Source organism: Streptomyces tropicalis (genome assembly GCF_029269835.1).
GTDB classification, from domain to species: domain Bacteria; phylum Actinomycetota; class Actinomycetes; order Streptomycetales; family Streptomycetaceae; genus Streptomyces; species Streptomyces tropicalis.
Window position 1 is genome coordinate 37,710 of record NZ_JARJBB010000019.1, and the last position, 26,640, is coordinate 64,349.

The following is a 26,640-nucleotide window of genomic DNA, read 5'->3' on the forward strand; positions in this document are numbered from 1 at the left end:
GGTGCCGTGCATGAGCGATGACGCGGTGCTGCATGTGAAGGGGCGGGTGCTCGCCGGGCCGGACCCGGACACCGGGGTGCGCGACGAGCTGTGGGTCGTCGGAGGGCGGGTCTCCTACGACCGGCCCGCCGGTGCCCGGGACGTCGTCACCGTCGAGGGGTGGGCGCTGCCCGGCCTCGTGGACGCCCACTGCCACGTCGGCCTCGACGCGCACGGCCCCGTCGCCGACGACGTCTCCGAGAAGCAGGCGCTGACCGACCGCGATGCCGGCACCCTGCTGATCCGGGACGCCGGCTCGCCGTCGGACACCCGCTGGGTCGACGACCGCGCGGACCTGCCGAAGATCATCCGCGCGGGTCGGCACATCGCCCGCACCCGTCGCTACATCCGCAACTACGCGCACGAGGTCGAGCCCGGGGACCTGGTCGCGTACGTCGCGCGGGAGGCCCGGCGCGGCGACGGCTGGGTCAAGCTGGTCGGCGACTGGATCGACCGCGACCTCGGCGACCTGTCGGCCTGCTGGCCGCGCGAGGCCGCCGCCGCGGCCATCGCCGAGGCGCACCGCCTCGGGGCCCGCGTGACCGCGCACTGCTTCGCCGAGGACTCCCTGCGGGACCTGGTGGAGTCCGGCATCGACTGCATCGAGCACGCCACGGGCCTCACGGAGGACCTGATCCCGCTCTTCGTCGAGCGGGGCGTCGCGATCGTCCCGACCCTGGTCAACATCGCCACCTTCCCCCGGCTCGCCGACGGCGGCGCGGCCCGGTACCCGCGCTGGGCGGACCACATGCGCCGACTCCACGCACGCCGCTACGACACCGTCCGCGCCGCGTACGACGCCGGCGTGCCGGTCTACGTCGGCACCGACGCCGGCGGCTCCCTGCCGCACGGCCTGGTGGCCGGGGAGGTCGCCGAGCTCGTGAAGGCCGGCATCCCGCCGCTGCAGGCGCTGTCGGCGACGACGTGGGGCGCCCGCGCATGGCTCGGCCGGCCCGGGCTGGAGGAGGGGGCGCCCGCCGACCTGGTGGTATACGGCGAGGACCCCCGCGCGGACGTCCGCGTCCTCGCGGCGCCGCGCCGGGTGGTGCTCGACGGCAGGGTCGTCGGCTAGGCCCGGTCGCCGGTCGGGCCCGGCCGCCGGTCCCGTCTCCCGGCCTCCCGACGGACCGGCCTCGCGCGTACCGGCGTTGACGGGGCGTGACCGGTGGCGGGGCCAGGGCGTTGTGCACTCCCGCGTACGCGCCCGGGGGAGTGCCCCGCGCACCCCGCCCGGGGCGATGCGGGGGTGACACCGGCGAACACCGGTGCCCAGAGAAATCGAAAGGACTCCCGAAACTGCCACGATGGAGTGAAGTCACCCAGGATCGCTGACTGTTCACTCTCCGTGCGTAATTCTTTCCGGGTCCCAAGATTGTCCTCCCTGGGGGTCCCACACCTTGAACGGCACCAACTTCCGCATGCCCGCACGCCGTTGCATCACCGCAGCGGTGGCCACGGCCCTGGCCGCGGGCCCGGTGGCGCTGACCGGCGCCGGCACCGCGCACGCGGGCACGGCGCACGCCGCCACCGGCCACGGCCGCGCCACGGCCGTGGTCCTGCGGACCGGCCTCGACGTCTCCCTGCTCAACCGGACGGTGAACGTCCCGCTCTCCGTCTCCCTGAACGACGTCAGGGCCCCGCGCAGTGCGGAGGAGACCGCGCTGACCGCACGGCTGGACGGCGTCGACGGGGGGCGGCCCTTCAGCGTGCTGCGCGCCGACGTGGCCTCGGCGAAGGCGACGGCGGACGCGGGCGGAGCGGAGGGCTCCGTCCGCCTCGCCCATGCCCGTCTGCACGTCCCGGGCCTGCCACTGCTGTCCCTCGTCGAGGTCGAGGACGTCACGGCGAAGGCGACCTGCGCCGCCGGGAAGGCGCCGTCCGCCGAGTCCGACGTGCTCGGATCGGTCACCGTGCTCGGACGGCGGGTGACCCTCACGGCCGGCGGGACGTCGGACGTGCGGGTGCCGGGCGTGGGCGAGGTGCGTCTGGACCTGTCGAAGCGGCGGACCACGTCCCGCACGGCCGCGGCCACCGCGCTCGAACTCCGCGTCTCGGTCAACCCGTTGAAGCTGAACGTGGCCGAGGTGGAGGGCCGGGTCACGCTGGCCGAGGCCACCTGCCACGCCCCGGCGGGCCCCTCGGACCCGGCGCCCGCCACGTCGGCGGCCGTGCCCCCGGCGGCCGCGCAGGACACGCCCTCCGCCGCGACGTCCGGCGCCCCGGCCCCCGACGTCAAGGCGCAGGGCGCGCCCGCCGAGTCCGACCTGGCGGAGACCGGCGGCAGCGCCCTCACGCCCTACCTGGCGGGCGGCTCGGCCGCGCTGCTGGCAGCGGGCGGCGGAGCGGTGGCCCTGGCCCGCCGCCGGCGCCGCTGACCCGCCCGACGGCCGGTCACCCGGCCGGATTGGCGTCTCGGGGGACTGCCGTCCCGGCCGGATTGGCGTCTCGGGGGACTGCCGTCCCGGCCGGATTGGCGTCTCGGGGGACTGCCGTCCCGGGCGGACGGCCCCGCGGTCAGGGACGCCCGCCCCTGCCTCGGCCCGAGCCACCGGTCCGGGGTCGGAAACCCCGTCCCCCGCGGCGACCGCCGTCCCGGGCGGGCGCACGGAGCCGGGTCCCGGTGCGGCGTCGGCCCGTCCGGTGCGCCGCCCCCGGTGCCGCGCGGGCGGCCGGGCCGGGTGCGCCGGTTCCGGCCCGGGCCGCCGGCCGGATCGCGGGCGCCGGTCCCGGCCTGGTCTGCCGGGCGGGTGCGAGGCCGTGCGGTCCCGAACCGTGCCGGACCCGTCCTCCCCCGTCGCCGGCCCTCGGCCCGAGCCTCCGTTCCCGACCTGGGGTGCCGACGCCGCGCCGGGCCGCCGGTCCGGTCCCGGAGCCGATGGCCGTTCCGGGTCCCGGTGCGGGTCCGTCCGGGGCGCGGTCCCCGGTGCACCGGCGGGTCTGTTCGTGAGGTCCCGTCCGCGGGCGGCCCCGGCCCGCGGACGGCCGGAGCGTGGTGGTCCGGCTCGGGGCCGTATCCGGTCCTGGACCGTGGCTGGTACCAGCCGCGACGGTCCGGACCGCGACGGTCCGCCCCGTGACGGTCCCGCCACAAGGGCCCGCCGTGACGGTCCGGCCACCAGGGCCCGGGGCGTGACGGCCCGGGCCGGGGCTCGGCGGCCCCGCCGGGGAGCCGAGCCCCGCAGAGGGTGCCGGGGCCGGCCGGCGTGGGCAGGGCGCGGGTGAGGGCCGTGAGGAACGCGGTCGTCGTCGCGTGGTCCCGTACCGCCAGGCGGAGCCAGTCGCCGTCCAGGCCGGGGAAGGTGTCCCCGCGGCGGACCGCGAAGCCGAGGGCGCGCAGGCGCTGCCGTACCGCCGCCGCCCCCGGCACCCGGACCAGGACGAACGGGCCCTCTGCCGGCCCCGCGACGCGGACCCCGTGTGCGGCGAACGCGGCCAGGCCCGCGACCAGGCGGGCCCGGTGCGCGGCGACGTCCCGGGCCGCCTCCTCCGCCTCCGCGAGCGCCCGCGGCTCCACGCACGTCCGCGCCGCCGTGAGCGCCGGCGCGGACACCGGCCACAGCGGCTGCGCGCGCTCCAGCTCCTCGACCGTCCCCGGGGCCGCGAGCACGTAGCCGATCCGCAGGCCCGCCAGCCCCCACGTCTTCGTCAGGCTGCGCAGCACCACCAGGCCGGGCACGTCGGTCCGGCCCGCCAGCGCCTCCCGCTCGCCGGGCACCGCGTCCATGAACGCCTCGTCCACCACCAGCGTCCGCCCGGGGCGCGCCAGCGCGGCGATCGCGGACGCCGGGTGCAGCACCGACGTGGGATTGGTCGGGTTGCCGACCACCACCAGGTCCGCGTCCTCGGGCACCGCGGCCGGGTCGAGCCGGAAGCCGTCCTCCTCCCGCAGCAGCACCCGCCCGACCGTGTGGCCGGCGTCCCGCAGCGCCGCCTCCGGCTCCGTGAACTGCGGGTGCACCACGACCGGCCGGCCCACCTTCAGCGCCCGGGCGAGCAGCACGAAGGCCTCCGCCGCCCCCGCCGTCAGCAGCACCCGCTCCGGCGGCAGCCCGTGCCGCGCCGCGACGGCCGCCCGCGCGGCCCGCCCGTCCGGATAGGCCGCCAGCGAGTCCAGCGACCCCGCGATCCGCTCCCGCAGCCAGGCCGGCGGGGTGCCGGCCCGGACGTTCACCGCGAGGTCGACCAGCGCGGCACCCCCGTCCCGCACCTCGGCGTCCCCGTGGTGCCGCAGGTCGTGCCCGTCCGCGCCGGGGTCCTCAGTGCGCATGCGAGTGGCTGTGCCCGCCGTGGTGGTGGCCGTGTCCGTGGTGGCCGTCGTCGTCGGGGTGGAAGTGGGGCTGCTGCGGCAGGCCCACCTTCTCCTCGAAGCCCGGCAGCGCGATCCGGTACACGCACGCGTCGCAGTTCATCCGCACGTCGCCGCGGACGGCCTCCCGGTACCGCTCCGTCACCAGGTCCAGCAGCTCCGGCTCGGGGCCGATGACGTCGGCCGACCGCACGTCGAGCTCCGGGTGCGACGCCGCCCACTCCTGCGTCTGCCGCCGCACCCGGTCCGGCAGGATGCCGGTGAACAGGAAGTACGGCAGGACGACGATCCGCCGGGCGCCGAGCCGCGCGCACCGGTCCAGGCCGCCCGGCACGTCCGGCGCGGCCAGCGACACGAACGCCGTCTCCACGCCCGCGTACCCGCGGCCCTCCCACAGCAGCCGGGCCGCCTTGAAGACCTCCGCGTTGGCATCGGGGTCGGTCGAGCCGCGCCCGACCAGCAGCACCGTCACCTCCGCCGGGTCCACGGTCTCCCCGCCGGGCCCGGTGAGCGCCTCGGCGAGGCGGCGCTCCAGCACGCTCGTCAGTCCCGGGTGCGGGCCCAGCGGACGGCCGTAGGTGTACGAGATGCCGGGATGCCGCTCCTTCTCGCGGGCCAGCGCGGCGGGGATGTCGCCCTTGGCGTGGCCCGCGGCCACCAGCATCAGCGGCACCGCGGCGAAGCGGCGCACACCGCGCTCCACCAGCTCGGTCACCGCCTCGCCCAGCGGCGGCGGGGACAGCTCGATGAAGCCGCCCGCGACGGGCAGGTCCGGGTGGCGGCGCCCCAGCTCGCGGACGAACGCGCGGAACGCCTCGGCTCCGGCGTCGTCCCGGGTGCCGTGGCCGGCGATGAGCAGGGCGGGCGGCGGGGTGGTCACGGGGTCTCCTTCACGACGGGGTGGTACAGCAGGGCGTTGAGTGCGGCGGCGGCGACCGCCGAGCCGCCCTTCTCGGACACGTTGCTCACGGCGGGCAGCCCGCTCTCGCGCAACGCGGCCTTGGACTCGGCCGCTCCGACGAAGCCGACGGGCAGACCGATGACGAGCGCCGGGCCGGCGTCCAGGGTGAGCAGCTCCTCCAGGGCGGTCGGCGCGCAGCCGATCACCCACAGGGCACCCGGGCCGACCTCCTCCAGGGCGAGCCGGACGGCGTGCGCCGACCGGGTCAGCCCGGGCGCGGACCGGGCGTCCTTCAGTCGGCAGACGGCGGCGCGGCGGGTGATTCCGGCGGCGACCATCTCGACGTCGGCGACGACCGGCGCCCCGGCGTGCAGCGCGGCGTGCGCGCGCACCAGCTGCTCCTCGTCCAGGACGAGGTCGTCCGCGTAGGCGAGGTCGGCGGAGGAGTGGACGACCCGCTCCACCACCGCCCGGGACAGCGGAGCGAAGTGCGAGGTGTCCAGGCGGCTGCGCAGCCGCCGGAAGGACTCCTGCTCGATGGGGTGGACCACGCGGTTCACCGCGCCTCCTCCTGCCGGCCGTCCTGCCAGCGGTAGCCGCGCGGGGTGACCATGCGCCCGGCGATCTCACGGGTCGCGGTGTTGCCCACGGTCACCACCGTCATCATGTCGACCGTCGCCGGGTCCAGCGCGGCCAGGGTGGTCAGCCGGGTCGTCCCGTCCGGCCGGGACGCGTTGCGCACCACGCCGACGGGCGTCGTCGGCGCGCGGTGGCCGGAGAGGACGGCGAGCGCCTTCGGCAGCTGCCAGTCCCGGCCGCGGGAGCGGGGGTTGTAGAAGGTGACGACGAGGTCGGCCTCGGCGGCGGCCCGCACCCGGCGCTCGATGACCTCCCACGGGGTGTGCAGGTCGGACAGGCTGATCGAGACGTGGTCGTGGCCGAGCGGGGCGCCGAGCAGGGCACCGGCCGCCAGCGCCGCGGTCACGCCCGGCACGCCCACCACGTCGATGTCACCGGCCGCCTCCGCGAGCGCGGGGGAGGCCATGGCGTACACCCCGGCGTCGCCGCTGCCGATCAGTGCGACCGCGTGTCCGCGGCGGGCCTCGGCGACCGCCGTGCGCGCCCGCTCCTCCTCCGCCCCGAGACCGGACTCCAGGATCCGGGTGCCCGGCCGCAGCAGGTCGCGGATCTGGTCGACGTACTGGTCGAGGCCGACGAGGACGGAGGCGCGCTCCAGTTCGGCCCGGGCGCGCGGTGTGAGCAGGTCCCGGGCGCCGGGCCCCAGCCCGACCACGGCGAGCCGGCCGCGGCCCGGCCGCCGCACCACCGCGCAGGTGGCCATCGCGGGCTGCCCGTCGGCGCGCCGCGACTTCCGCTTGGGCACGAGGAGTTCACCGCCGCCGGCCAGCGCCGCGGCCTCCGCGACCGACGGGGTGCCGACCGCGGCGAGCGGTGCGTCCGACGGATTCGGCACCGCCACGCCCGCCAGCTCCTCGGCGGGGTGTGTCACCAGCGGCACCCCGAGCCGCGCGGCCGCCTCGACCAGGCCCGGCTCCCCGGCCTTCGCCTCCACGGTGGCCAGCGCGGCCAGCGACCGCGCCGACAGCCCGGCCTCCCGCAGCGTGTCCTCGACGAGGCCGAGCACCTCCTCGGCGGGGGCGCCCCGGGAGGCGCCGACCCCGGCGACCAGGGTCGGCGGGCGCAGCACCACCTCGCCGTCGGCGGACTCCACCAGACGGTCCGTCAGCCGGACCGTGTACGCCGCGCCGGAATCCCGCGGCACCAGTGGCAGCGGCGGCAGCGGCCACGCCGCCTCGGCGTCCAGGGCGACCGGCTCGCCGTCGAGCAGGGCCCGCGACACCGCCGCCACGTCGCCCTCCGCGGGCAGTCCGAGGGTGTCCAGGCCGGCCAGGCCGACGGAGTCCGTCGCCGTCGTCACCACCGGTGCGGCGCCCAGCAGTTCACCGACCTCGCGGGCGAGCGCGTTGGCCCCGCCGGCGTGCCCGCCGACCAGCGACACGGCGAACCGGCCGCCCTCGTCCACGCACACCACGCCGGGGTCGGACGCCTTGTCGCCGAGCAGCGGGGCGACGAGCCGGACGACCGCGCCCGTCGCGAGGAAGCAGACCAGCTGCTCGCACTCCGCGAACGCGGCCCGTACGGCCTCCCCGGCGGGCCCTGCGTACACCCGCGTCCGGCCGGGCCAGGCGGCCGCCAGCCGGTCCCGGGCGGCGGCGCCCGCCGCGGTGGCGGAAATGAGGCCGATCACTGCGCAACTCCTTCGATGTCGGTGGGTGCAGGGGGCCGTCGGCCCCACAGCAGGAAGACGGGATTGGCCCCGGCCAGCCGGGTCACGTCGCCCGGCAGCGGGGCGAGCCGCGACGACTGCAGCAGCACCCCGTCGCAGGCGAACCCGGCGGCGGTGAGCGCCGCGCGGGCCGCCGGCACCCGGTCGAGCGCGGCCAGCGCGACCACGACGGCCCGCCGGGCCCGCGCCGCGCACGCGGACACGACCGCCGGCAGCTCCCGGCCGCCGCCGCCGACGAAGACGGCGTCCGGGTCGTCGTCCAGCGTGTCCAGCGCCTCGGGAGCCGACCCGTGCACCACGTGCAGGTCCACGCCGTGCGCGGCCGCGTTGGCGCGGATCCGCCCGACCCCGTCCGCGGCCCGTTCCACGGCGACGGCGGCGGCGCCGAGGCGGGCGCACTCCACCGCCACGGAACCCGACCCGGCGCCGACGTCCCAGACCAGCTCGCCCAGCCGCGGCCCGAGCCGGGCCAGGGCCAGCGCCCGCACCTCGAACTTCGTGATCATCGAGTCGCGGTGCTCGAAGGCGTCCTCCGGCAGCGCCCACCCGGCCGGTGCCGGGTCCGGCCCGGCCACCGTCCGCAGCGCGCCGAGCGCGCGCGGCTCGTCCAGGCACAGCACCACGCTCACCGCGGAACCCCAGTCCCGGGCCGCGGCCCCGGCCGGCGTGACCCGCTCCACGCGCTCCGCTCCCGGGTCGCCGAGCGCGGCCGCCACGACCAGCACCCGCCCCCCGCCGCCCGCGCCCGCGAGCGCGGCGCCCAGCTCGGCCGGACCGGCACCGGGCCCGGTCAGCACGGCGACCTTCGGGTGCGCCCGGCAGGCGTTGACGGCGGTGCGCAGGTCGCGCCCGTGGGCGCTCACCACGACCGCGTCGTCCCAGGGCAGCCCGGCGCGGGCGAACGCGGCGGCGACGGAGGAGACCCCGGGCCGCACGTCGAGCGCCGCGGGCCCGAACCGCTCGGCCAGCGCCCGCACGATCCCGAAGAACCCGGGGTCGCCGGAGGCCAGCACCGCCACCGGCCGGTGCGCGGCGGTGTACGTCCCGATCGCGTCGAGGGCGGGCGCCAGCGGGCCGAGCACGATCCGCTCGGCCCGCTCCGGCAGCGCGGCGGCCCTCAGGTGCCGTGCTCCGCCGACCACCAGCTCCGCGTCGGGCGGCACCGCGGACGGGGGCGTCCCGGTGCCGGTGCCGATCACGGTGATCATGTGCTCGCACCCCGGCTGCGCAGCGCCCGGCGGGCCTCGGGGTCGGCCTTGCGGTAGCCGTGGAAGTGCCCCGGGTGGTAGAGGTGCGAGCGGGTGCCGCCGGCGGCGAGCGCCGGGCCGACCAGGAACAGCGTGTGCTTCCACAGCCGGTGCTGCTTGACCGTCTCCTCCAGCGTGCCGACCGTGCACCGCACCATCAGCTCCTCCGGCCAGGTGGCCTGGTAGGCGACGACGACCGGGGTGTCGGTCGGATAGCCGCCCTCCAGCAGCTCCCGCACCAGCTGGCCGCTGCGGGCCGCCGACAGGAAGATCGCCATGGTGGTGCCGTGCCGGGCGAACTCGCGCACCTCCTCGCCGGGCGGCATGGGCGTCTTGCCGCCCCCGAGCCGGGTGAGGATCACCGACTGCGCGACCTCGGGCACGGTCAGCTCCCGCCCGGCCAGCGCGGCCACGGCGGAGAAGGCGGAGACCCCGGGCACGACCTCGGTCGGGATGCCGAGGGCGGCGCACCGGTCGAGCTGCTCCTGGGTGCCGCCCCACAGGGCCGGGTCGCCGGAGTGCACGCGGGCCACCCGCAGTCCTTCGGCGTGCGCGCGCTCGTAGACGGCGACGACGTCCTCCAGCGACATGGCCGCGGAGTCCAGGACCTCCGCCTGCGGGCGCGCGTGGTCGAGGACCTCGGCCTGCACCAGGCTGGCCGCCCAGATCACGACGTCGGCCTCGGCGATCGCTCGGGCCGCGCGGAACGTCAGCAGGTCGGCGGCGCCGGGACCGGCGCCGACGAAGGTCACCTTGCCGCGGGGGGCATCGGCCATGGAGTCGGGTCCTCTCGTACGGAATGTCATGGTCTGGGCAGGTCGGACCGGGGCCGGATGTGCGCAACCGGGGTCCGATCGGATAGCAAGGGCCCATGGCGGTCTTCGTCGCGCTCGGCGCGTTCCTGATGACGCTGGCCGGCGGCTGGACGGCACAGCGGGTGACCGATCGCCGTCACCTGGTCCTCGGACTGGCGGGCGGCCTGATGCTGGGCGTGGTCGGCCTGGACCTGCTGCCGGAGGCGCTGCGCGCCGCCGGCACCGAGGTGTTCGGTGTGCCCGCGGCCCTGCTGCTGTTCGTGGGCGGCTTCCTGCTGGCGCACATGGTGGAGCGGCTGCTGGCGGCACGGCAGGCCGCGCACGGCGCCGGGGAGCACAACCACCGGGCGCCCGAGGTGGGCCTGACCGCGGCCGCCGCGATGGTCGGGCACAGCGCCATGGACGGCGTGGCGATCGGCGCCGCCTTCCAGGTGGGCGGCGGCATGGGCCTCGCGGTCGCGCTCGCCGTGATCGCCCACGACTTCGCGGACGGCTTCAACACCTTCACGCTCACGAGCCTGTACGGCAACGAGCGCCGCCGGGCGGTCGGGATGCTGTTCGCGGACGCGCTGGCACCGGTGGCCGGCGCGGCCTCCACCGCGTTCCTCACCATCCCGGAGTGGTTCCTCGGCGGCTATCTCGGGCTCTTCGGCGGAGTGCTGCTCTACCTGGCCGCCGCGGAGATCCTGCCCGAGGCCCACCACGAGCACCCGGCCCGCTCGACCCTGCTGTGCACGGTCGCCGGCGCGGCCTTCGTCTGGCTGGTGGTGGGCCTCGCGGCATGAGCCGCGGCCGCCGCCGCTCACAGCTTGCCGCCCCGGCCGCCGTCGCGGCGCGCGGGCGCGATGAGCGTGGACAGGTACGGCAGGGCCGTGCCGCCGAGGTCGGCGGCCGGCCGGATCGACTCCTCCGGCAGCCCCAGCGCCGACCCCCACACCGCGTCCCCGAGCCGCCCGGTCTCCCGCAGCGCCTCGGCGACCTCGGCCGCCTGCCGGCCGAACTTGTAGGCGACCACCGTGCCCGGACCGGCCAGTGCGTCCCTCAGCACGGCGGACCCCGCGGTCACCGGTACCAGGGTCAGCGGCTCGGTGCCCTCGGTGAGGACCGCCCCGGACCGGGCCGCCAGGTCCTGCATCGCGGTGATCCCGGGCACGGTCTCCACCGCGCACCCGGGCACGGTTGCGGTGACGGTGTGCGCGAGGTACGTGAAGGTGGAGTACACGTTGGGGTCCCCGATGGTGGCGAAGGCGACCGTGCGGTCCTGCCCGAGCAGGCCCGCGACCCGCTGCCCGGCGGCGTCCCAGGCGGCCTCCCGGCGCGCCCGGTCGGTCCGCTCGTTCAGCGCGAACACCACCCGCAGCACCTTCTCCGCAGGCACGTAGTGCAGCACCGTCGCCTCGGCCCGCCCGCGCTCCAGGGTGTCCATGACGGGCACCACGACGACGTCCGCCGCGCGCAGCGCGTTGACACCCTTGACGGTGACCAGTTCCGGATCACCCGGACCGACCCCGACTCCGACCAGCCTGCTGCTCATGACGTCCGGCACCTCTCCACGAACCGACGGGCGACACCGGGCGCCGACGCCCAGTGCGTGTGCAGATAGCTCGCGTGCACCCCCTGCTGCACGAATCCCTCGACCCGCGGCCGGGGGGCCCGCACCCCCCAGGCGGGGGCCGTCCCCGCGCCCGGCTCGACGACGGTGCGGTGGAATTCGTGCCCCCGCATCCGCTCCCCGGCGGCGGTGAGCACGCTGTCGCCGACGGCCACCGCGTCCCGGTAGCCGAGGGTGAGCCGCTCGCTCATGCGGGCGGAGGCGTCCAGCACCCCGCACATGGGCTGCCCGTCCAGCTCCTGGCACAGGTAGAGCAGCCCCGCGCACTCGGCGGCCACCGGAGCGCCTGAGCGGGCCAGCGCGGCGACCTGGGCGCGCAGCGCCTCGTTGGCCGACAGCTCGGCCGCGTACATCTCCGGGAAGCCGCCGCCGACGACCACCCCGCGGGCGCCGTCGGGCAGCCGCTCGTCCCGCAGCGGGTCGAAGGGGACGACCTCGGCACCGGCGGCGGCGAGCAGTTCGGTGTGCTCGGCGTAGGAGAAGGTGAAGGCGGGGCCGCCCGCGACGGCGACCACCGGGCGCGGGCCCGCCCCGGCCGTGGGGGGCTCCCACGGCGCGTCGGCCAGGGCCGTGGCGCTGCGCGCCAGCGCGGTCAGCGCCGTCAGGTCGCAGCCCGCCTCCACCTGTGCGGCCATCGCCGCGACGGCGTCCACCGCGGCCGCCCGCCGCTCCGCCACCGGCACCAGGCCCAGGTGGCGTGAGGGGGTGTCGACCTGCGGTGCGCGGCGCAGCACGCCCAGCACCGGCACCCCGGACGCGTCCAGGGCCTCGCGCAGCAGCTCCTCGTGCCGCCCGGAGGCGACCTTGTTCAGGATCACGCCCCCGATCCGCACCTGCGGGTCCCAGGACGCGAAGCCGTGCACCAGCGCGGCCACCGACCGGGACTGCGAGGAGGCGTCCACGACGAGCACCACCGGCGCCCGCAGCAGCTTGGCCACCTGCGCGGTGGACGCCAGCTCGCCCTCGCCGGCGGCCCCGTCGTACAGGCCCATGACCCCCTCGACGACGGCGATGTCGCAGCCCCGCGCCCCGTGCAGGAACAGCGGCGCGACCAGGTCCGGCCCGCACAGGTAGGCGTCCAGGTTGCGCCCGGTGCGCCCGGTGGCGAGCGCGTGGTACCCGGGGTCGATGTAGTCCGGGCCGACCTTGTGCCCGGACACGGCGAGCCCCCGCCGGGCGAGGGCGGCCATCAGCCCGGTGGCCACGGTGGTCTTGCCGCTGCCGGAGGACGGCGCGGCGACCACCAGCCGGGGCACGGACGTCACCACTCGATGCCCCTCTGGCCCTTCTGCCCGGCGTCCATCGGGTGCTTGACCTTGGACATGTCGGTGACCAGGTCCGCGAAGCTGACCAGCCGCTCCGGCGCGTTGCGCCCGGTGATCACCACGTGCTGGGTGCCCGGCCGCTGCCGCAGCACCTCCACGACCTCGTCGGTGTCGATCCAGCCCCAGTGCATCGGGTACGCGAACTCGTCGAGCACGTACAGCGTGTACGTCTCGGCGGCCAGGTCCCGCTTGACCTGCTCCCAGCCCTCGCGGGCCTTCTCCTCGTTGGTCGCGTTGTCGCCCTGGAGGCCGCGCTGCACCCACGACCAGCCCTCGCCCATCTTGTGCCAGTCGACGGTGCCGCCCTGCCCGGAGGCGCCCAGCACGCGCAGCGCGTTCTCCTCGCCGACCTTCCACTTGGCCGACTTCACGAACTGGAACACCCCGATCGGCCAGCCCTGGTTCCAGGCGCGCAGCGCCAGTCCGAAGGCGGCCGTCGACTTGCCCTTGCCGATGCCGGTGTGCACCACGACGAGCGGGCGGTTGCGCCGCTGGCGCGTCGTCAGACCGTCGTCCGGCACCACACTCGGCTGTCCCTGCGGCATCACGCGGCCCTCCTGCCGTTGCCGAAGCCCTGCACGTCCCTCACCAGACCGGCGATGCTGTCGGCCCGCAGTTCGTCCAGCGTCACCGCGGTGCCGCCGAGCCCGTCCGCCAGCCGCCGCGCGAGCCCCAGCCGCACCGGCCCCGACTCGCAGTCCACGACCACCGACGCGATCTGCTCGGCCGCGAACAGCGCGGCCGCACGCGCCGCCGCCCCGGAACCGGAGGCCGCCCGGCCCCCGTCCCGGCCGGCGGAGCCCCGCGGCTCCGGCGCGTCCGTGGCCCGCCCGTCCGTCACCACCACGACCAGCGGCCGGCGCGCCGGGTCCCGCATCCGTTCCACCCGCAGCACGTCGTGCGCCCGCAGCAGGCCCGCCGCGAGCGGGGTGCGCCCGCCGGTCGGCAGCGACCCGAGGCGGGCCGCGGCCGCGTCGACCGACGACGTCGGCGGCAGCGCGACCTCGGCGGTCCGCCCCCGGAACGTCACCAGCCCCACCTTGTCGCGCCGCTGGTAGGCGTCCAGCAGCAGCGACAGCACGGCACCCTTCACGGCGCCCATCCGCTGCCGGGCCGCCATCGAGCCGGAGGCGTCGACCACGAACAGCACGAGATTGCCCTCGCGGCCCTCCCGGGTCGCCTGCCTCAGGTCGTCCCGGCGCACCACGAGCCCCGGCCCCGACCGGCCCCGGACCCGCTGGTGCGGCGCGGCCGCCCGCACGGTGGCCGCCAGGTGCAGCCTGGTCAGCGTCCCGCGGGGCCGCCGGGCGCCGGTGGTGCGCCCGTGCTCGGTGCGGGCGCGGGAGCGCCGGCCCGTGGCACCCTCGCCGATGCCGGGCACGCTCAGCACCCGGGTGCGGAAGGGCTCGGCGGCCCGCGCGGGCGCCTGCTCGGCCGCGCCGCCGGAGGGCTGCGGCTCCCCGCCCTCCGCGGCCTCGGGGCGGGCGGCACCGTCGCCGTCCGCGGGCCCCGTGCCGGGCTCGGGCCGGCCGCCGCCCCCGCCCGGACCGGGGCCGTCGTCGTCCCCGTCGTCCCCGGTCTCCTCGCTGCCCCCGTCGGTGCCGTCGTTCCCGTCGGGACCGGAGAACTGCTCCAGCGTCTCGTCCAGCTTGTCCTCGTCCAGCCCCGGCGCGTCGAACGGGTTGCGCCGGCGCCGGTGCGGCAGCGCGAGCAGCGCGGCCTGCCGGACGTCCTCGGCGAGCACGTCCGTCCGGCCCGCCCACGCCGCGAGCGCCGTCGCGGTCCGCGCCATCACGATGTCGGCGCGCATCCCGTCCACCTCGAAGGCCGCGCAGGTCGCGGCGATCTGCCGCAGCGCCCCGTCGCCGAGCCGCACCCGCGGCAGCAGTGCGCGCGCCGCCACGACCCGAGCCCGGACCGCGGCCTCCTCCTCGGCCCAGCGGGCGGCGAAGCCCGCCGGGTCGTCGTCGTACGCCAGCCGCCGCCGCACGACCTCGACCCGCTGGTCCGGCTCCCGCGAGGCCGCGACCTCCACGGTCAGCCCGAAACGGTCGAGCAGCTGCGGACGCAGCTCGCCCTCCTCCGGGTTCATCGTGCCCACGAGCAGGAAGCGTGCCGCGTGGCGCACCGAGACGCCCTCGCGCTCCACGTACGAGGCGCCCATCGCCGCCGCGTCGAGGAGCAGGTCGACCAGGTGGTCGTGCAGCAGGTTGACCTCGTCGACGTACAGGATCCCGCGGTGCGCGTCGGCCAGCAGGCCCGGCTCGAAGGCCTTCACGCCCTCGGCGAGCGCCCGCTCGATGTCGAGGGCGCCGACCAGCCGGTCCTCGGACGCGCCGACCGGCAGCTCCACCATCCGCGCCGGACGGGAGACGTACGCCCCCGGCGCGTGCGGGCCGTCCGGGCAGCCCGGGTCGGGTGCCCCGGGGTCGCAGGAGAACCGGCACCCGGAGACCACGTCCACCTCCGGCAGCAGCGCCGACAGCGCCCGCACGGCGGTGGACTTGGCGGTGCCCTTCTCGCCGCGCACCAGCACCCCGCCGACCGCGGGGGACACCGCGTTCAGCAGCAGCGCGAGCCGCAGGTCGTCCTGGCCGACCACGGCCGTGAAGGGAAAGGGGATGCTCACTTCTCGTCGTCCTCCAGGTCGCCCTCGAGCTCCAGATACGTGGCGCGCAGCCGCTCCAGGGTGTCGGCGTCCGGCTCGGCCCACAGGCCGCGGTCCGCGGCCTCCAGCAGCCGCTCGGTGATCCCGCGCAGCGCCCAGGGGTTGGACGCGCGCATGAAGTCCTGGTTCTCGGCGTCGAAGACGTACTCGGCGCTGAGCTTCTCGTACATCCAGTCGTCGACCACGCCGGCCGTGGCGTCGTAGCCGAAGAGGTAGTCGACGGTCGCCGCCATCTCGAAGGCGCCCTTGTAGCCGTGCCGGCGCATCGCCGCCATCCAGCGCGGGTTCACCACCCGGGCGCGGAAGACCCGGTGGGTCTCCTCGCCGAGGGTGCGGGTGCGCACCTGGTCCGGCACGGCGGAGTCGCCGACGTACGCCTCGGGGCTCGCGCCCGTCAGGTGCCGCACCATGGCGACCATGCCGCCGTGGTACTGGAAGTAGTCGTCGGCGTCGACGAGGTCGTGCTCCCGGGTGTCGACGTTCTTGGCGGCGACCGCGATGCGCCGGAACGCCGTCTCCATGTCGCCGCGCGCCGCGCGCCCGTCGAGCCCGCGCCCGTAGGCGTAGCCGCCCCACACCGCGTACACCTCGGCGAGGTCGGCGTCCGAGCGCCAGTTGCGGGCGTCGATCAGCGGCAGCAGGCCGGCGCCGTAGGCCCCCGGCTTGGAGCCGAAGACCCGGGCGGTCGCCCGCCGCCGGTCTCCGTGCGCGGCGGTGTCCTCGTCGGCGTGCGCCTTCACGAAGTTCCGCCCGGCCGGCTCGTCCAGCTCGGCCACCGCCCGCACCGCGTCGTCGATCAGGCCGACGACGTGCGGGAAGGCGTCCCGGAAGAAGCCGGAGATGCGGACCGTGACGTCGATGCGCGGGCGCCTCAGCTCGGCGAGCGGGACCACCTCGAAGCCCGTCACCCGGCGCGAGGCGTCGTCCCAGACCGGGCGGCAGCCCAGCAGGGCCAGGATCTCCGCGATGTCGTCGCCCTGGGTGCGCATCGCGGACGTGCCCCAGACGGTCAGGCCCACCGACCTCGGGTACTCCCCGGTGTCCTCCAGGTACCGCGCGACCAGCGAGTCGGCGAGCGACTGGCCGACCTCCCAGCTCAGCCGGGACGGAATGGCCTTGGGGTCGACGGAGTAGAAGTTCCGGCCCGTCGGCAGCACGTTGACCAGGCCGCGGGTCGGCGAACCGGACGGGCCGGCCGGCACGTAACCGCCGTCCAGCGCCCGGAGGATGTGGCCGATCTCGTCCGTGGTGCGGGCGAGTCGCGGGACGACCTCGGTGCACGCGAAGTCCAGCACGGCCACCGCGTCCGGGAGTTCGGCACCCACGACCTCGCGCAGCAGCGGCCCGCAGGCGGCGGCCGGCCAGCCGCGGTCCTCCAAGCCCTGGGCGATCCGCCGGCACAGCTGCTCCAGCAGGTCGATCGTGTCGGCGGCGGTCCGCGCCGGTCCGTCCACCAGGTCCGTCAGTTCCACCGGCACCTTCACCGGGGCACCCGGCTCGGCCAGCAGTTCCTTCTCGGTCAGCCCGAAGTGCGCGGCCAGCGAGGCACGCAGGCCGGGCAGCGCGTTCGCCTTCCCGCCCCACACCTGCGAGGCCCGCAGGACGGCCAGCACCAGGTTCACGCGCGGCTCGCCCACCGGGCCGCCGCCCAGGACGTGCAGACCGTCCCGGATCTGCACGTCCTTGATCTCGCACAGGTAGCCGTCGATGTGCATGACGAACTCGTCGAAGTCGTCGTCGCCCGGCTGCTCGTCGACGTGCAGGTCGTGGTGGAGCTCCGCGGCCTTCACCAGCGTCCAGATCTGCGCGCGCACCGCCGGCGCCTTGGCCGGGTCCAGGTCGGAGACGAGCGCGTACTCGTCCAGCAGCTGCTCCAGCTTGGCCAGGTCGCCGTAGGTGTCGGCACGCGCCATCGGCGGCACCAGGTGGTCGACCACGGTGGCGTGGCCGCGCCGCTTGGCCTGGGTGCCCTCGCCGGGGTCGTTGACGATGAAGGGGTAGACCAGCGGCAGGTCGCCGAGGACCGCGTCCGGGGCGCAGCCGCCGCTCAGGCCGAGGCCCTTGCCGGGCAGCCACTCCATCGTGCCGTGCTTGCCCATGTGCACGACCGCGTCGGCGCCGAAGCTGTTCTCCAGCCAGCGGTACGCCGCCAGGTAGTGGTGCGAGGGCGGCATGTCGGGGTCGTGGTAGATCGCGATCGGGTTCTCGCCGAAGCCGCGCGGCGGCTGGATCATCACCACCACGTTCCCGAACTGCAGGGAGGCCAGCACGATGTCGTCGCCGTCGACGTACAGGCTGCCCGGCGGCTCGCCCCACGCCTCCAGCATCGCCTCCCGCAGCTCCGGGTCGAGGGTGGCGAACCACGCCCGGTAGTCGGCGAGCGGCACCCGCGCGGGTGCCGCGGCGAGCTGCTCCTCCGTCAGCCACTCCACGTCGTGCCCGCCCGCCGCGATCAGCCGGTGGATCAGCTCGTCCCCGGAGTCCGGGTAGTCGGTGAGCGCGTAGCCCGCGTCCCGCAGCGCGTCCAGCACCCGCACCGCCGAGGCGGGGGTGTCCAGACCGACCGCGTTGCCGACCCGGGAGTGCTTGGTCGGGTACGCGGTGAAGACCAGCGCCAGCCGCTTGTCGGCGTTGGGCGTGTGGGCCAGCCGGGCGTGCCGTACGGCGATCCCGGCGACCCGCGCGGCCCGCTCGGGGTCGGCGACGTACACGGGCACGTCGTCGGGGCCCTGCTCCTTGAAGGAGAACGGGACGGTGATCAGCCGGCCGTCGAACTCGGGGATGGCGACCTGCATCGCCGCGTCCATCGGGGACAGCGCCGCGTCGGAGGCGTCCCAGGCGGCGCGCGAGGACGTCAGGCACAGGCCCTGGAGCACCGGGACGTCCAGCTCCGCGAGTGCGCCGACGTCCCAGGACTCCTCGTCGCCGCCCGCCGACGCCTGCGAGGCGTGCGTGCCGCCCGCGGCGAGCACGGTGGCGACCAGGGCGTCGGCCCGGCCGAGGATCTCGTACAGGCCCGGGTCGGCGCCGCGCAGCGAACCGCAGTACACCGGCAGGGCGTTGGCGCCCTGCGCCTCGATCGCCTCGCACAGGGTGTCCACGAAGGCGGTGTTGCGGCTCAGTTCGTGGGCCCGGTAGAAGAGCACGCCCACGGTGGGGCGGCCGGCCCGGACCTCGTACCCGCCGTGCACGCCGAACTCCGGCATGGTGCGCGGCTCCTCGAAGCCCTCACCGGTCAGCAGCACCGTGTCCGACAGGAACCGGGCCAGCTCGGCGAGGTTGTCCGGGCCGCCCTCGACGAGGTAGCGCAGCGCCTCCGCGACGACCCCGGCCGGCACCGACGACTCGGCCATCAGCTCGGCGTCCGGCACCGCCTCGCCGCCGAGCAGCACCGTCGGAACGCCGGCGGCGCGCAGCGCGGCCAGCCCGTCCTCCCAGGCCCGCTTCCCGCCCAGCAGCCGCACGACGGCGACGTCGGCCCCCTCGACCAGGGCGGGCAGCTCCCCGGCCACGTCGACCCGGGTCGGGTTGCCGATCCGGTAGGAGGCGCCGGAGGCGCGGGCCGCCAGCAGATCGGTGTCGGCGGTCGACAACAACAACACTGTGCTCATGCGGGCGCTCCCGGGGGGATGAAGGGCAGTCCTTGCGGCGCGCCGGACTCGATGAGCCGCCACAGCGCGTCGGTGTCCGCGTGCTGTTCGATCAGGTCGCCGAGCAGGTCGAGCTGCTCCTCGCGCAGCGCGGCGAACGAGGTGTCCGGGGCCGGGACGAAGCGGCGGCCCGCGGCGGCCGCCACCTCGCGCAGGAAGGCCCGCCGGAAGGCGTCGGACTCCAGCGCGCCGTGCCAGTGCGTGCCCCAGGTCCGGCCGGACCGGCACCCCCCGAGGAAGGGCTCACCGCCCAGGACGTCGGCGACGCCGTGATGGATCTCGTAGCCCTCGACGGGCGCGCCGAGCGCTTCGCCGGACGGCCGGGCGAGGGTCTTCCCGCGGGCGAACCGCACCCGCACCGGAAGGACGCCGAGCCCGTCCACGTGCCCCTGGCGGCTCTCGACGTCGTCCTCGATGTGCTCGCCGAGCATCTGGAAGCCGCCGCAGATGCCGAGGACCGGCCGGCCCTCCGCGGCCCGCCGGACGACCGCCTCCGCCAGGCCCCGCTCGCGCAGCCACTGGAGGGCGCGGACCGTGCCGCGGGTGCCCGGCAGCACGACCAGGTCGGCGTCGGCGAGTTCCTCGGGCCGGTCCACGAACCGCACCACGACGCCCGGTTCGGCGGCCAGCGCGTCCACGTCGGTGAAGTTTGACATCAGCGGCACCGCGCAGACGGCGACCCGCAGCACCTCCTCGCCGACCGGCGGCGCCACCGCGGACTCCCGGACCGTGCCCCGGAGCGAGACGCGCAGGCCGTCCTCCTCGTCGATGCCGAGCCCGTGCCGGAACGGCAGCACCCCGTAGGTGTGCCGCCCGGTCAGCCCGTGCAGCATCTCCAGACCCGGCTCCAGCAGCGAGACGTCCCCGCGGAACTTGTTGACCAGGAATCCGGCGATCAGCTCCTGGTCCCCGCGCGACAGCAGGGCGACGGTGCCGAAGAAGGACGCGAAGACGCCGCCGCGGTCGATGTCGCCGACGACGAGCACCGGAAGTCCCGCGGTGCGGGCGATGCCCATGTTGACGATGTCGGTGCGGCGCAGGTTGATCTCCGCCGGGCTTCCCGCGCCCTCGCAGATCACCGCGTCGTGGGTGGCGCGCAGTTCGGCGAGGCAGTCCAGGACCGTGCCCAGCAGCTGCTGCTGGCGCCCGCCGTGGTAGCCGCGGGCGCTCAGCTCGCCGACGGGGCGGCCGAGCAGCACGACCTGGCTGCTCCGCTCGCCGCCCGGCTTGAGGAGGACCGGGTTCATCAGCGCGGTGGGCTCCAGCCGGCACGCCTGGGCCTGCATGGCCTGCGCCCGCCCGATCTCCGCGCCCTCGCGGGTGACGAAGGAGTTGAGGGACATGTTCTGCCCCTTGAACGGCGCGACCTTGACCCCCTGCCGTGCGAGCCACCGGCAGATCCCGGCGGTGACGACGCTCTTGCCGGCGTCGGAGGTGGTGCCGGCGACGAGGAGACCGCCGCTCATGACGTACGTCCCTTCCCGAGGATCCTGCGGACGGCGAAGCGCCCGGCCGTGCCGGCGCCGAGCGCGAGCAGGCCCACCCGGCGGGAGAGCCGTACGGCCCGTTCGATGTCGGCGCTCCGCACGGCGCGTCCGGGGCCGTTGAGCACCGGCCGGTGCTCCACGCGCCCCCCGTACGAGAGGGTGCCGCCGAGCCGCACGCCGAGCGCCCCGGCGAACGAGGCCTCCACGGGACCGGCGTTGGGGCTGGGATGCCGGGCGGCGTCGGCCCGCCAGGCCCGCACCGCGGCGCGCGGGTCGGGGCCCGCGACGGCGGCCAGCGCGGCGGTGAGGCGGGCCCCGGGCCAGCCGGCGGCGTCGTCCAGGCGGGCGGCGGCCCAGCCGAAGCGCCGGTAGCGCGGGGACCGGTGGCCGACCATGGCGTCGAGGGTGTTGACGGCGCGGAAGCCGAGCAGACCGGGCACGCCGGCGGCGGCCCCCCACACCAGGGCGCCGACCACGGCGTCGGAGGTGTTCTCGGCGACGGACTCCACCACCGCGCGGGCGATGCCGTCGGCGTCGAGGGCGTGCGGGTCCCGGCCGCACAGGTGGGGCAGCCGCGCCCGCGCCGCGGCCAGGTCGCCCGCGTCCAGCGCCCGTCCCACGGCGCGCGCCTCCCGGGCCAGCGAGGTGCCGCCGACGACGGCCCAGGTCGCGGCGGCGGTCAGTGCGGCGGAGGCGGCGGGGGAGCGGCGGACGGCGGACGCGGCGAGCGAGGCCGAGGCCACGGTGGCGCCCACGCACACGGCGGTGTGCAGGACGCCCCAGCCCCGGTGGTCCCGCCACAGCGCGTGCTCCACGGCGCCCGCGGCCCGTCCGAACGCGGCGACCGGGTGCCCGCGGCGGGGATCGCCGAGGAGCAGGTCGCCGAGGAGGCCGGCAGCGGCGCCGTACGCGAAGACGCGGTCGGCACCCATCGGTTCAGCCCGCCGTGGGGGCGGGCGGGGTGTCGCTGGTGAACCTCGGTCGGCAGCCGCGCATGGCGATGTGTCCTCACTCAGGGTGTCCGCGCCCTGGTACGACGAGACCGGAGGCGAGAGTTCCTGGCTCCCGGGGATCGCTCCCCGGTGACAGTGGCGGGACCGCGCCGGATTCGCACCGGCTTCCTCTTCTGCCTCCGTATATGGCTCCGGAAGTCCACCACGGGCCGCGAACACCCGTCAACTCGCCTTTGACCAGGGACGCACCGGTGTGCAGAACCCCACATCGCGGTCCGGACGGGCACCGGCGGGAGCGGTGCGGGCCCCGCCGCGCCGCCAGGACGCCGCGGACCCCCGTACGCGCCCCGGTGGGGGACGCGTACGGGGGTCCTGGTCGACGACGGGCCGCCGGGGTCCGGGGGACCCGGGGTACGGAGCCCGCGGGGACCGCCGGTCCGGTGGCGGGTGTCAGGCGACGATGAGTGAGATGCCGTAGGCCACGGCCGCCGCGCAGAGCGCGAAGCACGCGGAGGCGCCGACGGTCGCGGCGACCGCCGACTCGCCGCGGGTGGAGGCGGACTCACGGCGGGACAGGCCCGCGATGCCGAGGGTGAACAGGGTCACCAGCCCGACGGTGACCACGAGGCTGACCCCGAAGACGGAGCCGATGGCTGCCCAGTCGATCTTCATGCTGATGCTTCCTCAGATATCCGGGTGCGCGGACTCAGGCGGCGGCCGACGGGCTCGCCGGGGTGGCGGAGTCGGTCGTGGACGGGGACGCCTGGGCCGGGACGGAGGCCGTGAGCTCCTCGGTCACCGGGGCGGCCGGGGGCGGTGAGACGGCGGCGATGGCGGCGGTCACCACACCGGCCGGCTCCTCGTCGTTGACGTTGGTGTGGTCGACGACCTCGCGGCGGGAGAACTTCCAGATCGCGGCGCTGGAGGCCACCAGGAAGAGGGCGACGAGCGCGGTGCCCCAGTCGCCGAGGCCGGTCACGGCCTCCGCGCCGGCGCCGACGAGCGCCGCGGCCGGCAGGGTCAGCACCCAGGCCACCAGCATCCGGGTCGCGGTCGACCAGCGGACCACGCCGCCCTTGCGGCCGAGGCCCGCGCCCATCACCGAGCCGGAGACCACGTGCGTGGTGGAGAGCGAGAAGCCGAGGTGCGAGGAGGCGAGGATCGCGGTGGCCGCACTGGTCTGGGCGGCGAAGCCCTGCTGCGGCTGCAGCTCGGTCAGCCCCTTGCCCATGGTGCGGATGATGCGCCAGCCGCCGATGTAGGTGCCGAGCGCGATGGCGAGGCCCGCGGAGAGGATGACCCAGGTGGGAGGGTTGGAGCCGGGGGCCAGCGTGCCGCCGGCGATCAGGGCGAGGGTGATGACGCCCATCGTCTTCTGGGCGTCGTTGGTGCCGTGCGCCAGCGAGACGAGCCCGGCGGAGGCGATCTGGCCGGCGCGGTGGCCCTTGTCGGCGGCGCGGCCGTGCGCGTCCCGGCTCACCCGGTAGCTGAGGCGGGTGGCGGCCATGGCCGCGATGCCCGCGACGACCGGGGCGGCGACGGCGGGCAGCAGCACCTTGGTGACGAGCACGTCGCCGTGGACCGCGCCGAAGCCGGCCGAGGCGACGGTGGCGCCGATCAGTCCGCCCATCAGGGCGTGCGAGGAGCTGGAGGGGAGGCCGACGAGCCAGGTCAGCAGGTTCCAGAGGATCGCGCCGACCAGCGCGGCGAAGATGACCTCGGGACGGATGCCGGTCTCGTCGACGAGACCCTTGGAGATCGTGTTGGCGACCTCCACGGAGAGGAAGGCGCCCACCAGGTTGAGCGCGGCGGACATGGCCACCGCGACCTTGGGCTTGAGTGCACCGGTGGAGATGGTGGTGGCCATCGCGTTGGCGGTGTCGTGGAAACCGTTCGTGAAATCGAACGCGAGTGCGGTGATCACCACAATCGCGAGGATCAGCGAGAAGCTTTCCATTTACCCAGGCAATCGTTCGAGGTCATTGGCTGGTCGAACGTAGGCAACCAGGGTGAACGGAAGATGAACTGGGCCGGTCTTCGGAGTGTCCGTCCGCGGGGGTGCCCGGCCCGCCTCCGGCGGCCCGGGCCCGCGGTCACCGGGCCGCCGGGTCAACGGGCCCCCGGGCGAGCCGCTCCAGCAGGTCCGGCGACCCGTTGAAGAGATTCTGGTCACCCGGGAGGCTGCCGCGGTCGTCGTACTGCCAGAAGGTCCACGACGTCCAGCCGGGCGGCAGCGCCCCGGTGTCCGCGGCCGAGTGCCGGGCGATCCACAGGGCATGGTCCGCGGCGAAGGCGCTGCTGCCCCCGGTGCAGGTGTTCCACCAGTTCGTGGTCGTGTAGATCACCGGCCGGCGGCCGGTGATCCGCAGGACCTCGCCGCTGAAGTCCGCGATCCAGGCGACCATCGCCTCCTGGCTCAGCCCGTAGCACGGCAGTCGTGGGTCGTAGGGGTCGTCCTCGAGGTCCAGTGCGGGCGGCAGGGTCCGGCCGTCCGGCTGCCACGCGCCGCCGTGCTCCAGGAAGAACGCGGCCTGGGCCGCACCGGAGGACCGGTCCGGCAGGGCGAAGTGGTAGGCCCCGCGGAACAGGCCCGCGGCTCGGGCGCCCTCGTACTGCCCGGCGAAGTACGGGTTGCGGTAGCGCGTGGCCTCGGTCGCCTTGACGTAGACGAAGGCGGCGCCGTCGGCCTGCGCGGTCGGCCAGTCGACGGCGGCCTGGTGCGAGGAGACGTCGTTGCCCCGCGGCCGGTCCTCCGCGGCGGCCGGCGGCGCGGCGAGCACGCAGGCCCCGGCGGCGAGGGCCGCCAGGGCGGCCACGGCGGCCAGGGAGCGGCGGGCGGCGCGGGGGAGCCGGGCCCGGCTGGGCGGGGGCAGCGGGGTGCCGGTGGACGGGAGTTGTGGGGTGCGGGTGTTCGGGAGCAGGGAGGTGAGGGCGGGCGGCGGGGTGCGGGTGTCGGACATGGGTCTCCGGAGCGGCGGCGGGGCGGATGGGGCGGCGCGCCGGTCCGTCGTGCGCCGCGCGCCGCGGCGAGTGGCCATTCCAGCGGTGGGTCGCGGCGGCGAGCCGCAGACACGAGGGCATATGAACCGATCTGCACTCTTATGGAGGTGGCATTTTCGGCCACGGCCACTGCCGTGCCGCCCCGTGCCGCCCCTTCCCGCCGTCCCGGCTGGCAGGATCGGGCCATGGCGGACGAACGGCGGGACACGGGAGCGGGACGGGACGCGGGGGCGGAGCGGGACGGCCGGACCGGCGCGGGCGGGTCCGGGCCGCGCGGCCCCCGGACGCGGGCGGTGCGGCCGGAGGAGGCCGAGGCGTGGGCGGCCCTGGTCGCCACGGCCCGCCGCACAGTGGCCGACGGCCTGGTCGTCGGCACCTCGGGAAACGTCTCGGTACGGGTCGGCGACACGGTGCTGCTCACCCCGTCCGGAGTGCCCTACGACCGGCTCGCCCCGGACGACGTCACCGGCGTCGGCCTCGACGGCCGCCAGGTGCTCGGCACGCTCGTGCCCACCAGCGAGCTGCCCCTGCACCTGGCGATCCACCGCACCACCGACGCGGGCGCCGTCGTCCACACCCACGCCGTGCACGCGACCGCCGTGTCGACACTCGTCCCCGAACTCCCGCCGATCCACTACATGACCGAAGCGCTCGGCGGACCGGTCCGGGTCGCCCCTTACGCGACCTACGGCACCCCGGAACTGGCCGAGAACATGCTCCGGGCGCTCGACGGCCGCACCGGCTGCCTGCTCCAGAACCACGGGACCGTCACCTACGGCGCCACCCTCGACCAGGCCTACGACCGCACCGCGCAGCTGGAGTGGATGTGCCGCGTCTGGCTGACGGCCTCCTCGCTCCCGGGCCGTACCCCCTCCCTGCTGTCCCCGGAGCAGCTCGCGGCCGCGCAGGAGCGGCTGCGCGGCTACGGGCAGCGGACGTAGGAACCGCCGGGCGGCCGCCCGGCTCCGTCACCCCGACCCCGCCTCCCACTGGCCTGTGGCCCGGTGCGCCGGGACACTGGACCCGTGCGCACAGTCAAAGCGACGGCGGCGGCCGTCACCGCAGCCCTGGCGGCCGGCACGGCCGGCGTCGCCGCCGGCCGGCTCGCCAGCGACGCCGCGCTGAAGGCACCCCCCGGCCGGCCCCTGCCCACCGAGCCCCGGCTCACCGTGCACGCCACCGCGCCGGGCCGGATCACGCTCACCCGGCACCTGGCCTCCCTGCGCCCCGGCACCTACGGCCTGGCGGGCGACGGCTCCCACGCCGTCGTCGGCCCCGTGCTGCCCACGGCCCCGCACCACGCCGACGCCGTCGTCCGCCGTCTGGAGAGCGTCACCCACGGCTCGCCGGCGAGCGGCGACAGGATCTGGCTCACCCCGAACCTGCACGTCGGCAACCCCCGTTCCGCGCTCGGCCTGGACTACGCCGACGTCGACGTGCCGGGCGAACTCGGCGCGCTCCCGGCGTGGTTCGTGCCCGGCGTCCGGGACACCTGGGTGATCACGGTGCACGGCCTCGGCAGCACCCGCGAACTCGCCCTCAACGTCATGGGTTTCCTGCACCGTCGCCGCTTCCCGGTGCTGGGCCTCTCCTACCGCGGGGACCTCGGCGCCCCCCGGCCCCCGGACGGCCTCAACCACCTCGGCGACACCGAGTGGCGCGATCTGGACGCCGCCATCCGCTACGCCGTCCGCTACGGCGCCGAGCGGGTCGTCCTGCACGGCTGGTCCACCGGCGCCACCATGGCGCTGCGCGCCGCCGCCCTCTCCGGACTGCGCGAGCGCATCTCCGGGCTGGTCCTCGACTCCCCGGTCCTCGACTGGGAGGCGACGGTACGGGCGCTGGCCGCCGCCCGGCACACCCCGGCCGCCCTGCTCCCGCTCGCGGTGCGCGCCGCACAGGGCCGCACCGGACGGTACGGCGACCACGCCGCCGACCCGGCCGACCCCGCCCGGCTCTCCGTGCCGACGCTCGTCTTCCACGGGCCGGACGACCGGGTGGCCCCCTGGCTGCCCTCCCGCCGCCTCGCCGAGCGCCGCCCCGACCTGGTGGCCCTGCAGACGGTGCGCCAGGCCCCGCACTCGGCCATGTGGAACGCCGACCCGGAGGCCTACGAGGAGGCCCTGCGCCGCTTCCTGATCCCGCTGATGTGAGGGACCGTCGCGGCGCCCGGCACCGGGACCGGCGTTCGCCCGGCACCGGGACCGGCGTTCGCCCGGCACTGGGACCGGCGTTCGCCCGGCACTGGGACCGGCGTTCGCCCGGCACCGGGACCGGCGTCCGCCCGGCACCGGGACCGGTGCGCGGAACGGCCGGGGGCGCTGCCCCC

Annotated in this window: 20 protein-coding genes, 1 pseudogene and 1 riboswitch; of the genes and pseudogenes, 5 read left to right on the forward strand and 16 right to left on the reverse strand. The window is 76.5% G+C overall.

Going from position 1 to position 26,640, the window contains the following annotated elements:
- Positions 1-10 precede the first annotated feature (10 nt).
- Together P3H78_RS26800 and P3H78_RS26805 are read left to right on the forward strand one after the other, a co-directional pair.
- Positions 11-1,111, forward strand: a complete 1,101-nt coding sequence (locus P3H78_RS26800; protein WP_276111744.1) for an amidohydrolase family protein — start codon at positions 11-13, stop codon at positions 1,109-1,111.
- Between the two features lie 325 nt (positions 1,112-1,436).
- Positions 1,437-2,414: an SCO1860 family LAETG-anchored protein gene (locus P3H78_RS26805; RefSeq protein WP_276111745.1), complete on the forward strand. Its 978-nt coding sequence runs from the start codon at positions 1,437-1,439 to the stop codon at positions 2,412-2,414.
- A gap of 833 nt (positions 2,415-3,247) precedes the next feature.
- Here the strand turns inward: P3H78_RS26805 and cobC are convergent.
- The 6 genes and pseudogenes from cobC to cobM all read right to left on the reverse strand — a co-directional run.
- A pseudogene (cobC, locus tag P3H78_RS26810) lies at positions 3,248-4,306 on the reverse strand (Rv2231c family histidinol phosphate aminotransferase CobC); the annotation flags it as partial.
- Positions 4,296-5,225 (reverse strand): sirohydrochlorin chelatase, encoded by a 930-nt coding sequence (locus tag P3H78_RS26815; RefSeq protein ID WP_276111746.1) that lies wholly within the window; start codon positions 5,223-5,225, stop codon positions 4,296-4,298. The pseudogene cobC and the gene P3H78_RS26815, both read right to left, overlap by 11 nt.
- Positions 5,222-5,806 carry a precorrin-8X methylmutase gene (locus tag P3H78_RS26820; RefSeq protein WP_276111747.1) on the reverse strand — a complete coding sequence of 195 codons (585 nt, stop codon included), beginning with the start codon at positions 5,804-5,806 and terminating at the stop codon, positions 5,222-5,224. The genes P3H78_RS26815 and P3H78_RS26820 overlap by 4 nt, the downstream gene beginning before the upstream one ends.
- Positions 5,803-7,515, reverse strand: coding sequence for a precorrin-3B C(17)-methyltransferase (cobJ, locus tag P3H78_RS26825; protein WP_276111748.1), 1,713 nt, complete (start codon positions 7,513-7,515; stop codon positions 5,803-5,805). Before cobJ ends, P3H78_RS26820 begins: the two co-directional genes overlap by 4 nt.
- The gene (gene cbiE, locus P3H78_RS26830) at positions 7,512-8,762 is read right to left on the reverse strand and encodes a precorrin-6y C5,15-methyltransferase (decarboxylating) subunit CbiE (RefSeq protein WP_276111749.1); all 1,251 of its coding nucleotides are present in this window, start codon (positions 8,760-8,762) and stop codon (positions 7,512-7,514) included. The genes cobJ and cbiE overlap by 4 nt, the downstream gene beginning before the upstream one ends.
- Positions 8,759-9,577 carry a precorrin-4 C(11)-methyltransferase gene (gene cobM / locus P3H78_RS26835; RefSeq protein ID WP_276111750.1) on the reverse strand — a complete coding sequence of 273 codons (819 nt, stop codon included), beginning with the start codon at positions 9,575-9,577 and terminating at the stop codon, positions 8,759-8,761. The genes cbiE and cobM overlap by 4 nt, the downstream gene beginning before the upstream one ends.
- A gap of 95 nt (positions 9,578-9,672) precedes the next feature.
- Between cobM and P3H78_RS26840 the strand changes: the two genes are divergently transcribed.
- Entirely contained in the window at positions 9,673-10,401 is a 729-nt protein-coding gene (locus P3H78_RS26840; protein WP_276111751.1) for a ZIP family metal transporter, read from the forward strand.
- Between the two features lie 17 nt (positions 10,402-10,418).
- Here the strand turns inward: P3H78_RS26840 and cobI are convergent, their stop codons facing one another.
- From cobI to P3H78_RS26890, 10 genes are all read right to left on the reverse strand, one after another.
- The gene (cobI, locus tag P3H78_RS26845; RefSeq protein ID WP_276111752.1) at positions 10,419-11,150 is read right to left on the reverse strand and encodes a precorrin-2 C(20)-methyltransferase; all 732 of its coding nucleotides are present in this window, start codon (positions 11,148-11,150) and stop codon (positions 10,419-10,421) included.
- Entirely contained in the window at positions 11,147-12,496 is a 1,350-nt protein-coding gene (locus P3H78_RS26850; protein ID WP_276111753.1) for a cobyrinic acid a,c-diamide synthase CobB, read from the reverse strand. Before P3H78_RS26850 ends, cobI begins: the two co-directional genes overlap by 4 nt.
- Positions 12,490-13,098, reverse strand: a complete 609-nt coding sequence (gene cobO, locus P3H78_RS26855) for a cob(I)yrinic acid a,c-diamide adenosyltransferase (protein WP_276111804.1) — start codon at positions 13,096-13,098, stop codon at positions 12,490-12,492. Before cobO ends, P3H78_RS26850 begins: the two co-directional genes overlap by 7 nt.
- A complete protein-coding gene (locus P3H78_RS26860) occupies positions 13,098-15,182 on the reverse strand; it encodes a putative cobaltochelatase (protein ID WP_276111754.1) in 2,085 nt (694 codons plus the stop codon). Before P3H78_RS26860 ends, cobO begins: the two co-directional genes overlap by 1 nt.
- Positions 15,179-18,832 carry a cobaltochelatase subunit CobN gene (gene cobN / locus P3H78_RS26865; protein ID WP_276111755.1) on the reverse strand — a complete coding sequence of 1,218 codons (3,654 nt, stop codon included), beginning with the start codon at positions 18,830-18,832 and terminating at the stop codon, positions 15,179-15,181. Before cobN ends, P3H78_RS26860 begins: the two co-directional genes overlap by 4 nt.
- Entirely contained in the window at positions 18,829-20,337 is a 1,509-nt protein-coding gene (locus P3H78_RS26870) for a cobyric acid synthase (protein ID WP_276111756.1), read from the reverse strand. Before P3H78_RS26870 ends, cobN begins: the two co-directional genes overlap by 4 nt.
- Positions 20,334-21,290 carry a cobalamin biosynthesis protein gene (locus tag P3H78_RS26875; protein ID WP_276111757.1) on the reverse strand — a complete coding sequence of 319 codons (957 nt, stop codon included), beginning with the start codon at positions 21,288-21,290 and terminating at the stop codon, positions 20,334-20,336. The genes P3H78_RS26870 and P3H78_RS26875 overlap by 4 nt, the downstream gene beginning before the upstream one ends.
- Positions 21,291-21,388: 98 nt before the next feature.
- Positions 21,389-21,533, reverse strand: a riboswitch (cobalamin riboswitch).
- A 228-nt stretch (positions 21,534-21,761) separates the two neighbouring features.
- The gene (locus P3H78_RS26880; protein WP_276111758.1) at positions 21,762-21,983 is read right to left on the reverse strand and encodes a hypothetical protein; all 222 of its coding nucleotides are present in this window, start codon (positions 21,981-21,983) and stop codon (positions 21,762-21,764) included.
- Between the two features lie 34 nt (positions 21,984-22,017).
- Positions 22,018-23,268, reverse strand: a complete 1,251-nt coding sequence (locus P3H78_RS26885; protein ID WP_276111759.1) for an inorganic phosphate transporter — start codon at positions 23,266-23,268, stop codon at positions 22,018-22,020.
- A 136-nt stretch (positions 23,269-23,404) separates the two neighbouring features.
- Positions 23,405-24,271: a GH25 family lysozyme gene (locus P3H78_RS26890; protein ID WP_276111760.1), complete on the reverse strand. Its 867-nt coding sequence runs from the start codon at positions 24,269-24,271 to the stop codon at positions 23,405-23,407.
- Positions 24,272-24,496: 225 nt separating this feature from the next.
- Here P3H78_RS26890 and P3H78_RS26895 point away from each other — a divergent pair, with 225 nt between their 5' ends.
- A complete protein-coding gene (locus P3H78_RS26895; RefSeq protein ID WP_276111761.1) occupies positions 24,497-25,252 on the forward strand; it encodes a class II aldolase/adducin family protein in 756 nt (251 codons plus the stop codon).
- 84 nt (positions 25,253-25,336) lie between these two features.
- Complete coding sequence (locus tag P3H78_RS26900; protein WP_276111762.1) at positions 25,337-26,464, forward strand: alpha/beta hydrolase; 1,128 nt, start codon at positions 25,337-25,339, stop codon at positions 26,462-26,464.
- Positions 26,465-26,640 lie beyond the last annotated feature (176 nt).